Origin of the sequence: Bradyrhizobium sp. (genome assembly GCF_017881085.1) — a bacterium.
GTDB lineage: Bacteria > Pseudomonadota > Alphaproteobacteria > Rhizobiales > Xanthobacteraceae > Bradyrhizobium.
Genome location: NZ_JADGRI010000122.1, coordinates 1 through 14,116, shown reverse-complemented (window position 1 = coordinate 14,116; position 14,116 = coordinate 1). Strand labels below are relative to the sequence as shown.

The 14,116-nt window shown below is 62.8% G+C and carries 16 protein-coding genes and 2 tRNA genes; 3 read left to right on the top strand and 15 right to left on the bottom strand.

Annotation, left to right across the window (positions count from 1 at the left end):
* From nuoG to QZ213_RS13610, 10 genes are all read right to left on the bottom strand, one after another.
* The coding region (gene nuoG / locus QZ213_RS13655; protein ID WP_291686600.1) for an NADH-quinone oxidoreductase subunit NuoG at positions 1 to 1,181 on the bottom strand (1,181 nt) is incomplete at its 3' end.
* 11 nt (positions 1,182 to 1,192) lie between these two features.
* The gene (nuoF, locus tag QZ213_RS13650; RefSeq protein ID WP_291686599.1) at positions 1,193 to 2,518 is read right to left on the bottom strand and encodes an NADH-quinone oxidoreductase subunit NuoF; all 1,326 of its coding nucleotides are present in this window, start codon (positions 2,516 to 2,518) and stop codon (positions 1,193 to 1,195) included.
* Between the two features lie 19 nt (positions 2,519 to 2,537).
* Entirely contained in the window at positions 2,538 to 2,753 is a 216-nt protein-coding gene (locus QZ213_RS13645) for a hypothetical protein (RefSeq protein WP_291686602.1), read from the bottom strand.
* Positions 2,750 to 3,361: an NADH-quinone oxidoreductase subunit NuoE gene (gene nuoE, locus QZ213_RS13640; RefSeq protein WP_291686598.1), complete on the bottom strand. Its 612-nt coding sequence runs from the start codon at positions 3,359 to 3,361 to the stop codon at positions 2,750 to 2,752. The genes QZ213_RS13645 and nuoE overlap by 4 nt, the downstream gene beginning before the upstream one ends.
* 14 nt (positions 3,362 to 3,375) lie before the next feature.
* Entirely contained in the window at positions 3,376 to 4,338 is a 963-nt protein-coding gene (locus tag QZ213_RS13635) for an FkbM family methyltransferase (protein ID WP_291686601.1), read from the bottom strand.
* Entirely contained in the window at positions 4,338 to 5,534 is a 1,197-nt protein-coding gene (locus tag QZ213_RS13630; protein WP_291686597.1) for an NADH-quinone oxidoreductase subunit D, read from the bottom strand. Before QZ213_RS13630 ends, QZ213_RS13635 begins: the two co-directional genes overlap by 1 nt.
* 2 nt (positions 5,535 to 5,536) lie before the next feature.
* Complete coding sequence (locus tag QZ213_RS13625) at positions 5,537 to 6,151, bottom strand: NADH-quinone oxidoreductase subunit C (protein WP_291686596.1); 615 nt, start codon at positions 6,149 to 6,151, stop codon at positions 5,537 to 5,539.
* 10 nt (positions 6,152 to 6,161) lie between these two features.
* Positions 6,162 to 6,758, bottom strand: a complete 597-nt coding sequence (locus QZ213_RS13620) for an NADH-quinone oxidoreductase subunit B (RefSeq protein WP_291686595.1) — start codon at positions 6,756 to 6,758, stop codon at positions 6,162 to 6,164.
* Complete coding sequence (locus QZ213_RS13615; RefSeq protein ID WP_291686594.1) at positions 6,749 to 7,114, bottom strand: NADH-quinone oxidoreductase subunit A; 366 nt, start codon at positions 7,112 to 7,114, stop codon at positions 6,749 to 6,751. The genes QZ213_RS13620 and QZ213_RS13615 overlap by 10 nt, the downstream gene beginning before the upstream one ends.
* A 401-nt stretch (positions 7,115 to 7,515) precedes the next feature.
* Positions 7,516 to 8,529 (bottom strand): TRAP transporter substrate-binding protein, encoded by a 1,014-nt coding sequence (locus QZ213_RS13610; protein ID WP_291686593.1) that lies wholly within the window; start codon positions 8,527 to 8,529, stop codon positions 7,516 to 7,518.
* A gap of 207 nt (positions 8,530 to 8,736) precedes the next feature.
* Here QZ213_RS13610 and QZ213_RS13605 point away from each other — a divergent pair, with 207 nt between their 5' ends.
* Complete coding sequence (locus tag QZ213_RS13605) at positions 8,737 to 8,931, top strand: hypothetical protein (RefSeq protein WP_291686592.1); 195 nt, start codon at positions 8,737 to 8,739, stop codon at positions 8,929 to 8,931.
* Between the two features lie 234 nt (positions 8,932 to 9,165).
* Here the strand turns inward: QZ213_RS13605 and QZ213_RS13600 are convergent.
* Positions 9,166 to 9,242 (bottom strand) — tRNA-Asp (locus QZ213_RS13600).
* A gap of 226 nt (positions 9,243 to 9,468) precedes the next feature.
* Here QZ213_RS13600 and QZ213_RS13595 point away from each other — a divergent pair.
* Both QZ213_RS13595 and pepT read left to right on the top strand, forming a co-directional pair.
* Positions 9,469 to 9,768 carry an HU family DNA-binding protein gene (locus QZ213_RS13595; protein ID WP_291686591.1) on the top strand — a complete coding sequence of 100 codons (300 nt, stop codon included), beginning with the start codon at positions 9,469 to 9,471 and terminating at the stop codon, positions 9,766 to 9,768.
* A gap of 111 nt (positions 9,769 to 9,879) precedes the next feature.
* The gene (gene pepT / locus QZ213_RS13590; protein ID WP_291686590.1) at positions 9,880 to 11,136 is read left to right on the top strand and encodes a peptidase T; all 1,257 of its coding nucleotides are present in this window, start codon (positions 9,880 to 9,882) and stop codon (positions 11,134 to 11,136) included.
* Between the two features lie 63 nt (positions 11,137 to 11,199).
* Here pepT and QZ213_RS13585 read toward each other — a convergent pair whose 3' ends face one another.
* The 4 genes from QZ213_RS13585 to QZ213_RS13570 all read right to left on the bottom strand — a co-directional run.
* Positions 11,200 to 11,946 carry an outer membrane beta-barrel protein gene (locus QZ213_RS13585; protein ID WP_291686589.1) on the bottom strand — a complete coding sequence of 249 codons (747 nt, stop codon included), beginning with the start codon at positions 11,944 to 11,946 and terminating at the stop codon, positions 11,200 to 11,202.
* Between the two features lie 237 nt (positions 11,947 to 12,183).
* A complete protein-coding gene (locus QZ213_RS13580; protein ID WP_291686588.1) occupies positions 12,184 to 13,044 on the bottom strand; it encodes a class I SAM-dependent methyltransferase in 861 nt (286 codons plus the stop codon).
* 79 nt (positions 13,045 to 13,123) lie between these two features.
* Positions 13,124 to 13,200: transfer RNA gene (locus QZ213_RS13575), tRNA-Val, on the bottom strand.
* Between the two features lie 106 nt (positions 13,201 to 13,306).
* Positions 13,307 to 14,116: S16 family serine protease (locus QZ213_RS13570; protein WP_291686587.1), on the bottom strand; the 810-nt coding region annotated here is incomplete at its 5' end.

The following is a 14,116-nucleotide window of genomic DNA, read 5'->3' as shown; positions in this document are numbered from 1 at the left end:
CGGATGCGCGCGTTGAGGACGGCGGCCTCCTTGCGCGGGTTCGAGCCGATGATCAAAAGCGCGTCAGCCTGCTCGATGCCGGCGATGGTCGGATTGAAGATGTAGGAGCCGCGGCCGTTCTTCGGATCGAAGGCGTCGCCGCCCTGCACCGCGAGATTGACCGATCCGTATTTCGCCAGCAGATCCTTGAGCGCGAACATCTCCTCCACCGCGGCGAGATCGCCCGATATGGCGCCGATCCGCTTGCCGTCACTCATTTTGACCTTGGCGGCGATGGCGGAGAAGGCCTCAGGCCAGGTCGCCGCGCGGAGCTTGCCGTTCTCCCTGATGTAGGGACGGTCCAGCCGCTGCGTGCGCAGGCCGTCGACGACGTGGCGGGTCTTGTCGGAAATCCACTCCTCGTTCACCGCCTCGTTGACGCGCGGCAGGATCCGCATCACCTCGCGGCCGCGGGTGTCGACCCGGATCGCCGAGCCGACGCCGTCCATCACGTCGACCGACTGGGTCTTGCCGAGCTCCCAGGGCCGCGCCGCGAAGGCGTAAGGTTTTGAAGTCAGCGCGCCCACCGGGCAGATATCGACCAAATTGCCCTGCAATTCCGAGGTCAGCGCCGACTCCAGATAGGTCGTGATTTCCATGTCTTCGCCGCGGCCGGTCGCGCCCATCTCCGGCGCGCCGCAGACTTCGGCGGAGAAGCGGACGCAGCGGGTGCACTGGATGCAGCGGTTCATCGAGGTCTTGACCAGCGCGCCCAGATATTTGTCCTCGACCGCGCGCTTGTTCTCGGCGAAACGCGAGGTGTCGACGCCGTAGCCCATCGCCTGATCCTGCAGATCGCACTCGCCGCCCTGATCGCAGATCGGGCAATCCAGGGGATGGTTGATCAAGAGGAATTCCATCACGCCTTCGCGCGCCTTCTTCACCATCGGCGAGCGCGTCAGAATTTCCGGCGGCTCGCCTTTGGGGCCGGGACGGCAGTCGCGCACGCCCCAGGCACAGCTCGCGACCGGCTTCGGTCCGCCCTTCACCTCGACCAGGCACATCCGGCAATTGCCGGCGATCGACAGCCTCTCGTGGTAGCAGAAGCGCGGAATTTCGGCGCCCGCGGCCTCGCACGCTTGCAGCAGCGTGTACTCGGCGGGGACATCGATCTCTTTGCCGTCGATGATGAGTTTTGTCATAGCTATCAACCCTACTCCGCCGCGACCATGTGGGCGGGATCGAGAATGCCGGCATCATCGACATCCGCCTTGTGCGAATACTCGCTGATGCGCTCTTCGATCTCGTGACGGAAGTGCGCGATCAGGCCCTGGATCGGCCACGCCGCGGCGTCGCCCAGCGCGCAGATGGTGTGGCCCTCGACCTGTTTTGTCACCTCAAGCAGCATGTCGATCTCGCGCTTGTGGGCGCGGCCGTCGGCCATCCGGTTAAGGACCCGCCACATCCATCCGGTGCCTTCGCGGCACGGCGTGCACTGGCCGCAGCTCTCATGCTTGTAGAAATAGGAAATCCGCGCGATCGCCCGGATCAGGTCGGTCGACTTGTCCATCACGATGACGGCGGCGGTGCCGAGACCCGAGCGCAGCTTGCTCAGGCTGTCGAAATCCATCGGCGTATCGATGATCTGGTCCGCCGGCACCATGCGCACCGAGGAGCCGCCGGGAATGACCGCCTTGAGGTTGTCCCAGCCGCCGCGGACGCCGCCGCAATGGCGCTCAATCAGTTCGCGGAAAGGAATCCCCATCGCCTCTTCGACGTTGCAGGGCCGCTCGACATGGCCGGAAATACAAAACAGTTTGGTGCCGACATTGTTGGGCTTGCCGATGGCGGCGAACCACGCCGCGCCGCGCCGCAGGATGTCCGGCGCGACCGCGATCGACTCGACATTGTTGACCGTGGTCGGACAGCCGTAGAGGCCGACATTGGCCGGGAATGGCGGCTTCAGCCGCGGCTGGCCCTTTTTGCCTTCGAGGCTTTCCAATAACGCGGTCTCTTCGCCGCAGATATAGGCGCCGGCGCCATGGGCCACGTAGATCTCGAACGGCCAGCCGTTGACATTGTCCTTGCCGACCAGCCTCGCCTCATAGGCCTGGTCGATCGCGGCCTGCAGATGCTCGCGCTCCCGGATGAACTCGCCGCGCACATAGATATAGCAGACATGGGCGCCCATCGCGAAGCTCGCGAGCAGGCAGCCCTCGACCAGCAAATGCGGATCGTGCCGCATGATCTCGCGGTCCTTGCAGGTGCCGGGCTCGGACTCGTCGGCATTGACCACGAGATAGCTCGGCCGGCCGTCGGTCGACTCCTTCGGCATGAACGACCATTTGAGGCCGGTCGGAAATCCGGCTCCGCCGCGACCGCGCAGGCCGGAGGCCTTCATCTCGTTGACGATCCAGTCGCGGCCCTTGTCGATGATCGACTTGGTGCCGTCCCAGGCGCCGCGGCGGCGCGCACCTTCGAGGCCCCAGTCATGGAGGCCGTAGAGGTTCTTGAAGATGCGGTCCTTGTCATCGAGCATGACGTGAAGCTTCCTAAGGTCAGCGGTTGGACTGCGAATAGGCGAGACCGGCGGCGCATCCGCCAATGACGACCGCCCATAACAGGCATGATTCAAGCGAGGCGTGCAGCACGTAGCGCTGCAGCAGGAAAATGAACGCCGCTGCGGCTGCGGTGTGCAACGCAATGTAGCGCCAGTTCTTCATCGCACCGACACTCCTCGCGCCTTTCGGCTGCAATGTGCTGTCACGCTTCACGTGGTTTCCTTCAGCGTGGTCGGCCCGCCCACGGGGGCGGAGAACTGACGGTCGATCTGCGGTCCCGGCTTCGGCGGATTGCCGGAGGCAAAGCCGTCCAGCACCTTGCCAAAACTTTCCTTGGTCAGGTCCTCGTAGGTATCCTTCCAGATCAGCACCATCGGCGCGTTGACGCAGGCGCCGAGGCACTCGACTTCTTCCCAGCTGAAATTGCCGTCCTTCGACAGATGGAAGGGATCGTGATGGATGCGGCTCTGGCACACCTCGATGAGGTCGCCGGCCCCGCGCAGCCGGCACGGGGTGGTGCCGCAGACCTGGACGTGCGCCTTCTTGCCGACCGGCTGCAGCTGGAACATCGTGTAGAAGGTCGCGACTTCCAGCACCCGGATGTAGGGCATGTCGAGCAGATCCGCGACCGCGCGGATCGCGGCTTCCGAAACCCACCCCTCATGCTGTTCCTGCACCCGCCACAGGATCGCGATCACCGCGGAGGCCTGGCGGCTTTCCGGATATTTGGCGATCTGCTCCTTGGCCCAGGCGAGGTTTTCCGGCGTGAACGTGAAGTTCGCGGGTTGCAGTTCTTTCGGAGCGAGGCGGCGGACGGACATTGTCGTTCAATCTCTCATTGCATGCGGCGCGCGGCGTCCGCATTCAGGGCGCTGATCCGGTGTTGCCAGAAGGCGCTTGCGGTGCCGAACACGTTGTAGCCGACGTGAGTGGAAACCTTGATGCGGTCGAGGATCGAAAGCTCGGTCACGGTTTCCAGGCGATTGGAGCGGGGATCGTAGACGATGAGCTGAAGCGGGGTCTGGTCGAGGATATAGCGCGACACCGTATGGTTGCGGTCGCTGCCATGTTCCTCGCACAATAACACGCTGTCGCCCTGCAACAGCCGCGTGCCGCCCTTGATCGCCTCCACTTCGACGCCCTCGACGTCGAGCTTGATCAGGTATTTTCCGTCGGGAGATATCCTGCCGTCATCAAGCAGATTGTCGAGGGCGATGACCGGCACTTCCTCGCCGCCGCCATCGGCGGGGTCCGCGATGCTGAACGCTTCATGCTTGGTGCCGGACAGCCGCGCGGTGCCGCGCGCAGCGCCGATCGCGCACTTCATGACCTCGAAGCGGTTGCCGTTGATTTCGGCATTGTTGGCAAGCTTGGCGAAATTCTGCGATGACGGCTCGATCGCGATCGCCTTGTGCGAGCCGTAGGGCGCGCTCGAGACCAGCACCGACCAGTAACCGAAATTGGCGCCGCAATCGAGCAGCGTGTAGTCGACGTCGACGGAATCCCTGAACAGCAGCTCCAGTTCGTCTTCGTAGGAGAACGAGCGGTTGAGCAGCTTGCTCCAATAGCCGTCGCCATAGGGAAATTCGAATGTCGCATCCGGATTGAGCTTGATCGCGATGTTCCGCTCCGGCAGCGCCTTGCGCAGCAGATTGGCGCAATGGTTGTAACCGCGGTGCGAAAAGTGCGACGATATTTTCGAACCGGTCGCGAACGCGAGCGCGGCGGTCCGCTCCCACAAATTGGCGCCCTCAAGTGACCCCGAAGCCCGGTCAAACTGAATGGGCGGCAGTGCGATCACCGGTCGACCTCTCCGAACACGATGTCGAGCGAGCCGAGGATGGCGGAAACGTCGGCCAAGAGATGGCCCTTGCAGATGAAATCCATTGCCTGCAGATGCGCAAATCCCGGCGCGCGGATCTTGCATTTGTATGGCTTGTTGCTGCCGTCGGAGACCAGATAGACCCCGAACTCGCCCTTCGGCGCCTCGACGGCGGCGTAGACCTCGCCTTCCGGCACGTGGAAGCCCTCGGTATAGAGCTTGAAATGATGGATCAGCGCTTCCATCGAGCGCTTCATCTCGCCGCGGCGCGGCGGGGAAATCTTGTGATCGTCCACCACGACGGGCCCCTGCCCGTCGGCGGCACGCAGCTTGGCGATGCACTGCCTCATGATACGCACGGACTGGCGCATCTCTTCCATGCGGATCAGATAGCGGTCGAAGCAGTCGCCGTTCTTGCCGATCGGAATGTCGAAATCCATCTCGGCGTAGCATTCGTAGGGCTGCGACTTGCGCAGGTCCCACGCCGCGCCCGAGCCGCGCACCATGACGCCGGAGAAACCCCATTCCCAGGCCTGCTTCAGCGACACCACGCCGATATCGACGTTGCGCTGCTTGAAGATGCGGTTGCCGGTCAAGAGCCGGTCGAGATCGTCGACCACGCGCAGGAACGGATCGCACCAGGCTTCGATATCGTCGATCAGCTTCGGCGGCAGGTCCTGGTGCACGCCGCCGATGCGGAAATAGGCCGCATGCATGCGCGAGCCGGAGGCGCGCTCGTAGAACACCATCAGCTTTTCGCGCTCTTCGAAACCCCACAGCGGCGGGGTCAAGGCGCCGACGTCCATCGCCTGCGTGGTGACGTTGAGCAGATGCGACAGGATGCGGCCGATCTCGCAGTAGAGCACCCGGATCAGCTGGCCGCGGCGCGGCACCTCGATGCCAAGCAGCTTTTCCGCCGCGAGACAGAAGGCGTGCTCCTGATTCATCGGCGCGACATAGTCGAGCCGGTCGAAATACGGGATCGCCTGCAGGTAGGTCTTGGTCTCGATCAGCTTTTCGGTGCCGCGATGCAAGAGGCCGATATGCGGATCGACGCGGGCGACCACCTCACCGTCGAGCTCCAGCACCAGGCGCAGCACGCCGTGCGCGGCTGGATGCTGCGGTCCAAAGTTGATCGTGAAGTTACGGAGGTTCTGGCTTTGCTCGTTCATGATCAGACTTTCGGCCCCGCCTTCTCATCGCCGGGCAGGACCGGATAATCGGCGCCCTCCCATGGCGAGAGAAAATCGAACTTGCGGAACTCCTGATTGAGGCGGACGGGTTCATAGAGCACCCGCTTCTCCTGGTCGTCGTAGCGCACCTCGACGAAGCCTGTGGTCGGGAAATCCTTGCGCAGCGGATGGCCGTCGAAGCCGTAATCGGTCAAGAGCCGCCGCATGTCCGGATGACCGGTGAAGATCACGCCGTAGAGATCGTAGGTTTCGCGCTCGAACCAGTCGGCACCCGGAAACACCTCGATGATCGACGGCACCTGGGAGGTCTCGTCGGCCGCTACGCGCAGGCGGATGCGCGCATTCAGGGTCGGCGACAGCAGGTGATAGACCACGTCGAAGCGCTTCTCGCGGCCGGGATAGTCCACCGCGGTGATATCGGTGAAGTTGACGAAGCGACAAGAAGGATCGTCGCGCAGGAACGTGACGACATCGACGATCTTGTCGGCCTGCACCGCCACCGTGAGTTGCCCGAACGCGATCGCGTGACCGGTCGCAGCGCCGGGAAGCGCGCCAACAATCGTCTGCCCCAAGGCGTCGAGCCTGCCGTCATCCATCCCAAAACCCTTAGCGTTCGATGGTTCCGGTACGCCGGATCTTCTTCTGCAACAGCAGCACACCGTAAAGCAGCGCTTCCGCCGTCGGTGGGCACCCGGGCACGTAAATATCGACGGGCACGATGCGGTCGCAGCCGCGCACCACCGAGTAGGAATAGTGATAGTAGCCGCCGCCATTGGCGCACGACCCCATCGAGATCACGTAGCGCGGCTCCGGCATCTGGTCGTAGACCTTGCGCAGCGCAGGCGCCATCTTGTTGGTCAGCGTGCCCGCGACGATCATCACGTCCGACTGCCGCGGCGAAGCGCGCGGCGCGAAGCCGAAGCGCTCAACGTCGTAGCGCGGCATCGACACCTGCATCATCTCGACCGCGCAGCAGGCGAGACCGAAGGTCATCCACATCAGCGATCCCGTCCGCGCCCAGACGATCAGGTTGTCGGCGGAGGTGATGAAGAAGCCCTTGTCGGACAGTTCGTGATTGACCTCGAGGAAATACGGATCATTGGCTCCGACCGGCTTGCCGGTGGAAGGATCGAGGATGCCGGTCGCGGCGGGCGCTACCGCCGGGGCAAAACCGGGCTTTGCGGCGGAAGGGCTCAATCCCATTCGAGCGCGCCTTTCTTCCATTCGTAGGCGAAGCCGACGGTCAGGACGGCCAGGAAAACCAGCATCGACCAGAAGCCGGTCGCGCCGAGCTTCCCGAACGCCACCGCCCACGGGAACAGGAATGCCACTTCGAGGTCGAAGATGATGAAGAGGATGGCCACCAGGTAGAACCGGACGTCGAACTTCATCCGGGCATCGTCGAATGCGTTGAATCCGCATTCATACGCCGAGAGCTTTTCCGGATCGGGCTGCTGGAAGGCGACGAGGAAGGGAGCGATCAGGAGCACCAGCCCGATCAGGGCAGCGACACCTATAAACACGACAAGTGGAAGATAATTCTGCAGGATGCCGGTCATCGGCGGGGCCTTTTCCTGCGGTTGCTGACCGCCGCAGATTCGTTGATTGGAATTATTCTGAGGCTTAGCGCAGCGCAACAAGGGGCGCAAGACAAGCTATCTTGACGGGGTCTGCGGTCTCCACATGCGGCGGGAAAACTTGGGAACACGATGCCGGGTCAAAGCCGGCCCCCTGCGGAACGGATAAGCCGCTTCCTGCCTGAACTTCACCTTGACCTGGATCAAGACCGTCCGCGAAATCTGTGGACCGATCAAAAAACGATTGGATGCCGTCGATCCCACGGCTCTCGGGCCCGAACGAGGCCGCCCCTGCCGGTCCGGCGCCGGGCCGGTGGCGGGACAGCGCCCGTCTGCTCATATCGGCGGCAGCGTGCGCGGGCGCCGAGCGGCGTGAGCCCTTCTCAGGCAAGCCGCCCCGTGTATTTCTCCAGCTGCGCCCAGGCCTCGGCGCCATAGGTTTTCTGCCACTGCGTGTAGAAGCCCGCGTTCACCAGCGCGGCCCTGAACTGCACCGGGTCTGGCTTGTTGAAGATCATGCCCTTGGCCGTGAGTTCGGCCTGCAGCGAGTGGTCCATCTCCAACAGATCGGCCCGCTCCCTGACCGCCGCGGCATCGAAGTTGCTCTTGAGGATTTCCAGGAGGTCGGCGGGCAAAGCTGCCAGCGCGCGGCGGTTGGCGATGACCCAGTAGCCGCTCCAGCAATGGTTCGACAGCGCGCAATATTTCTGCACCTCGTACAGCTTGCCGGTCGACACCTGCGCCAGCGGATTTTCCTGGCCCTCCACGATGTGGGTCTGCAGGGCTGAATAGAGCTCGCTGTAGCTGATGCTCGAAGGCAGCGCCCCCAGCCCGCTGAACAGGGAGGTCAGCAACGCCGTGACGGGAACGCGGATCTTGAATCCCCGGAGGTCCTCGACGCCGTTCAATTGCCGGCTCGAGGACGAGGTGATCTGCCGAAACCCGTTGTCCCACATCTTCTTCATCGGCACGACCCCGGCCTTGCCGATGGCGTCGCGGACGACATCGCCGACGCCGCCGTCCATCGCGGCCCAAACCTGGTCATAGGACTGGAAGGCGAAGCCGACGCTCGGCAGGCCCGATAACGGCACCAGCGTCGACAGGGTCATGCTGGGCGCCGCCAGCAATTCGATGCCGCCGGCACGAACCTGCGACAGCATCTCGGGATCGCCGCCGAGCTGGCTGTTGGGAAAAACCGTAACGTTCAGCCGGCCCGACGACTGGGCGCCGATGGCGCGCACGGCTTCCGTCAATCGAACCGTGAGGGGGTGGGTATCCGGCGTGTTGACGCCGAGCTTGAACTCGAACTCGGCCGCTGCACTGGCAGGTCTGGTGAAAACGGTGGTTGCCCAGGCGGCCGACGCAGCGCCCAGCAAACCCCTGCGGGTTATTGCCATTTTTTCTTCTCCCGAGCGCATTACCGCGCCTGGAAACAGTTTCCTTCGAACCGCAGGCATCCGCAAGATGCCGGGAAGCGGAGCAGGCCAACAGTGCCCCGCCCCGCCGACGAAGCCATTTTGGGGAATCCACGAAACCACCCTGAAACAAACGGGGGGTAATTGTACGGGCAACAGAGCGACGGCAAAGCTCGCCTGGAGGCTCACATGAACCACTCAATTCACTCGGCGGACCGCAGTACCCACCTCAAGATCGTGGTCGTGGCGCTCGTGGCCGGCATTGCGGTGGCCGGTCTTGGTATCGCGGCCCGCACCAATGCGGATTACAGCCAGACCGCTCATGTTATCAAAGCGGGCAAGCCGGTCGCGCTGACCAACTCGGATACAATGGTCGTCCGCTAGGCCAAGACCGGTCTGTTGGGAGTAGGAACAGCGGCCGCCTTACGGGGCGGCCTTTTGTTTTGGCTCGACCGGTCCAGCCTCTTCGGCACGTGACGCCATCCGCCCTAAACTCAGGCAACGCTATTCAACAGGCTGCGGACGCCGCCTGTGCGCTGGAAACGGAAAGAGGATCGAGGGGGCTAAATTGGGGGCGTTTCGACCGGAAGCCGAAAACGGCTTAAGTGCCTGAAAAGATGGCGCGAGAGACGGGACTCGAACCCGCGGCCTCCGCCGTGACAGGGCGGCGCTCTAACCAACTGAGCTACTCCCGCGGATGCCGTAATCTCTGACCGATCCGCACAGAAGTGAGGGCTTAAAGGCGTGCCTCTCTTTAGTCAAGGTCATTGCGAATCCTCCCATTTGGCAGGCCTTTTTTGGATGTCGATGCAAATAATAGGCTGTTTACGGGCAGAACAGCGTAGGCAGCCGCACCCCGAATCGTTTAAGGCCTGCTACGTCTAAGTTTCTTAAGCCATCAAACAACGAGGAGGGCCAAATATGGCGAAAAAGGCAGCGACTCCGACCACCGTCACGCTGAAGCATCTCGCGGCGGCAATCGCCGACGACCAGGAATTGTCCAAGAAGAAGGCCGAAGAGATTCTGAATGATCTGGTCGGCCGGATCACCAAGCATCTAAAGAAAGGCGAACGCATCCGCATCGTCGGCCTCGGCATCCTCCAGGTGCGCAAGCGCGCCGCCCGCATGGGCCGCAACCCCGCCACCGGCGAAGCGATCCACATCAAGGCGAGCAAGAAGGTTGCCTTCCGCGCGGCCAAGGAGCTCAAGGAAGCCGTCTGATCGGACGCGTCTTCCGTTTTCTGAGTTTGCGTCATTCCGGTTTGGCGTACGCGGCCCCCGGAATGACGCTTCTTCCGGCGTATAGTCTTCTCGTATTGACGTGCGGTTTTGATGGTGGGTTCGTCCCTGAAGTTTACGCACACCGTGACCGAGCGCTTTCTGCGCTATGTGGTGATCGACACCCAGTCGGACCCCGCCTCCCCGACCTGCCCCTCCACCGAAAAGCAGAAGAATCTGGGCCGCCTGCTCGCCGCCGAACTTCTGGCGATGGGTCTGCGCGACGCCCATCTCGACGACTGCGGCTACGTCTACGCGACCATTCCGGCCAATACCGACAAGCAAGTGCCGGCGATCTGCTTCTGCTCGCATATGGACACCTCGCCCGATTGCAGCGGCAAGGACGTCAAGCCGCAGATCGTGCGAAATTACCGCGGCGGCGACATCGCCCTGCCGGGCGACCCCACGCAGATCATCCGCGCCGCCGAACATCCCGCCCTGAAAGACCAGATCGGCGGCGACATCGTCACCTCGGACGGCACCACGCTGCTGGGGGCCGACAACAAGGCCGGGCTTGCCGAGATCATGGATGCGGCGCATTTCCTGATCCAAAATCCGCAAATTAAGCACGGCGCCATCAAGATCCTGTTCACGCCCGACGAAGAGATCGGCCGCGGCGTCGACAAGGCCGACTTGAAGAAGCTCGCAGCCGATTTTGCCTACACGATCGACGGCGAGACCGCGGGGAATATCGAGGACGAGACGTTTTCCGCCGACGGCGCCACCATCACCATCGAAGGCGTCAGCGTCCATCCCGGTTTTGCCAAGGGCAAGATGGAGCACGCCATCAAGATCGCCGCCGCCATCGTCGACCGGCTGCCGAAAAACACCTGCTCGCCGGAAACCACTGAGGGCAAGGAAGGCTTTCTGCATCCGATCGGCATCTCCGGCGCGCTGGAGAGAGCCACGCTTAGTTTCATCGTCCGCGACTTTACCGACGAGGGCCTGAGAGAAAAGGAAGCCCTGCTGGAGAGCATCGTCAAGGACGTGATGAAGGGCTTTCCGCGCTCGACCTACAGGCTCGAGATCAAGCCGCAATACCGCAACATGAAGCAGGTGATCGACCGTCACCCCGAGATCGTCGACCACGCGATGGAAGCGATCCGCCGCGCCGGCCTAAAACCCGTGAAGACGTCCATCCGCGGCGGCACCGACGGCTCGCGGCTGTCGTTCATGGGGCTGCCCTGCCCCAACATCTTCGCCGGCGAACACGCGTTCCATTCGCGGCTGGAATGGGTCAGCGTGCAGGACATGGAAAAGGCGGTGCAGACCATCGTCCATCTCGCCATGATCTGGGAAGAGCGCGCTTAGGCGCACCGGTCAAAAAAGGCCCCGGACAACGCCGGGGCCTGAGTCTGCTGGAGGAAGATCGGATCAGTAGCGAGAAGCGGCCGTGCCACCGAACCTGTAGTTCAAGCCAACACGACCGAGTTGGTACTCATGATGAAAATTGACGAACGATATCGGATTTACGATCGATAACACCCGGTTGGTGCCTACATCAGCAAAGAGATACTCCGCCTTTACCGACCAATTTGACATCAGGGCTGTTTCAATGCCGCCACCGACGCTGTAACCGGAAAGCACCTTGTTTGATGCGGCGCCCGGAACTCCAGATTCAACGAAGCTATCGCTCACGTCAGCGAACGCACCACCGCCAGTCACGTAGACCATCGAGCGATCCCACGTGTAGCCGATGCGCGCACGAGCCGTTGCCAGATAGTTCGTTTGGGAAGTGAACGACAGCGGAACATCCGGGAAGCAGCTGTTGATTTCGCAGGTTGTTCGCCGGGAACTCAATCCGTTGATATCGCCTTCAATGCCGAAGACCCAGCTCGGTGAAACCTGCCAGTTGTAACCACCCTGGATGCCGCCCGTTACACCGAATTTGAAATTATCGCTGTTATCCCTGGCGCCGGTTCCGATAAACGTTTGAGGATCAGTTGTAAGACCTGTTCCCGCGGCGGCCCCGCCTGCATTCAAACCGATATAAAATCCCGTCCAATCATAGGCGGATGCCGCGAAAACCGGTGCTTTAGCATACGACCGTGCCGGCAGGTCGGCGGCCCATGTTGCACTCGTGCTGACGATCGCGGTGATCGCAGCGGCGACGAAGACCATGCACCTTGAAATTCTCATGACACACCTCGAATAGCTTCACCTGGAAACCGAATCCAAGCTTGTGGAGGAGGCGTATCGCGAAGACATCGGGTCGTTCGCCATCCGAACGGCTGATGCTCAAACGAAACCCGAGAAGTGTTGCTAAAATGGCGCGAGGTGAAAGGGAACGCCTTCGCCGGACCGAATCAGCATGCTGCAGCTGAACGTCCCCAACACGACGCGATGGCGATTGGACAATCAACCGGCCCGCGCCGTCACGATCCAGATCGCGGCGGGAAGCGGCACCGACTGTCCGCTGAGAAAAGGCGTCAGCGCCTCGCGGATCGAGTTGGTGGCGGAGGCGACCACCTCCGGCGGCTGTTCGGCCAACGCGCGGGCGGCCGGTCCAATTTCCAGCGCGCCCTGGACTGCCGCATCGAGGCCGCGCCCGACCGCGACATCGAGCGACAGATTGCACGGCTCCATCGCGATCCCGGTGAAGCCGGCCTCGCCCAGGATGCGCTGCACGCGTGCTTCGGAGGCGAAAGCAAACGGACCGGGTTCTTCGGGGCCGACCTGCGGCAGCTTGGGGACGTGCTTGTAAACGGCCTGCAGCGGCGCCATGAAAAACGGATTTTCGCGCGGCTCGCGCCAGCAGGCGAAAGCCAGCCGTCCCGACGGCTTCAGTCCCCGGCGCAGGTTGGCAAAGGAGCGCACCGGTTCGGCAAAAAACATCACGCCGAAGCGGGATACCAGGAGATCAAGACTTGCAGGGACGAACGGATAGACGGTGGCATCCGCGAGCACGAATTCGACCGGCAGGCCCGAAGGCGCGACCTGGCGGGCGCGGGCCAGCATCGGCCCCGAAATGTCGATGCCCAGCACATGCCCGCCCGGGCCGACCTTTTGCGCCAGCGCAACGGAGACGGCGCCGCTGCCGCAACCGACATCGACAATCCGTTCGCCGGCCGCAGGCCTGGCACGATCAATCAGGAGGTCCGCCACGGGCGCCAGCACGATGTCCTGGGATTGCTGGCGGTCGGCCCAGCGCTGGCCGCCCGGTCCGTTCCAATAGGCGATCTGGTCCGCGTTCAAATCGTGGCCGACAGGTGCTTCCATCGTGCAAACTCGCTGCCAGTCCGCCTTCGCTCTTGATGAGTATCGGCTTGCCGAGCCGTCGCTCGTCAAGAGCGAAGGCTGGTAGGCGGTGACGGATTCGAACCGCCGACCCTCTCGGTGTAAACGAGATGCTCTAACCAGCTGAGCTAACCGCCCTCGACGCCTGTTTAGCGCTGGCTGAGCCCCCGGCGCAAGCCGTGCATCGCCCACAAAAAAGCGGCGCCCCCCGGAAGGGACGCCGCTCTGGTCATATTCGTAGCCGTTAGTGGGCCGTGAGCCCGCCGGCCGCCTCGTCGCCAGCTTCCGGCTTGACCGGCACCTTGCCGGTATCTTCTTCCCAGACGATCGGCACCGGCGGTCGAACCAGCGCCTTGGAGATCACGTCATCGAGCCGCGCCACCGGGACGATGGTCATCCCGCCCTTGATCGCATCGGAAATCTCCGTGAGATCCTTGGCATTGTCCTCGGGGATCAGCACCGTCTTGATGCCGCCGCGCGCGGCCGCCAGCAGCTTCTCCTTCAAGCCGCCGATCGGCAATACGCGTCCCCTCAGCGTGATCTCGCCGGTCATGGCGACATCGTGCCGGACCGGGATCCCGGTCATGATGGAAACGATCGCGGTCGCCATCGCAACACCTGCCGACGGTCCGTCCTTTGGGGTCGCCCCCTCCGGCACGTGGACGTGGATATCGCGCTTGTCGAACAGAGGCGGCTCGATGCCGAAGCCGACGGCGCGCGAGCGGACATAAGATGCCGCCGCCGAAATCGACTCCTTCATCACGTCGCGCAGATTGCCCGTGACTGTCATCTTGCCCTTGCCGGGCATCATGACGCCTTCGATGGTGAGCAGCTCGCCGCCGACATCGGTCCACGCGAGACCCGTGACAATGCCGACCTGAGGCTCGCTCTCGATCTCGCCGTAGCGATATTTCGGCACGCCGAGGAAGTCCTCGAGCGACTTCTCCGTCACCTTCACCGACTTCTTCTTGGAGATCATCAGCTCCTTCACCGCCTTGCGGGCGAGTGTCGAAAGCTCACGCTCCAGATTACGCACGCCCGCTTCGCGGGTGTA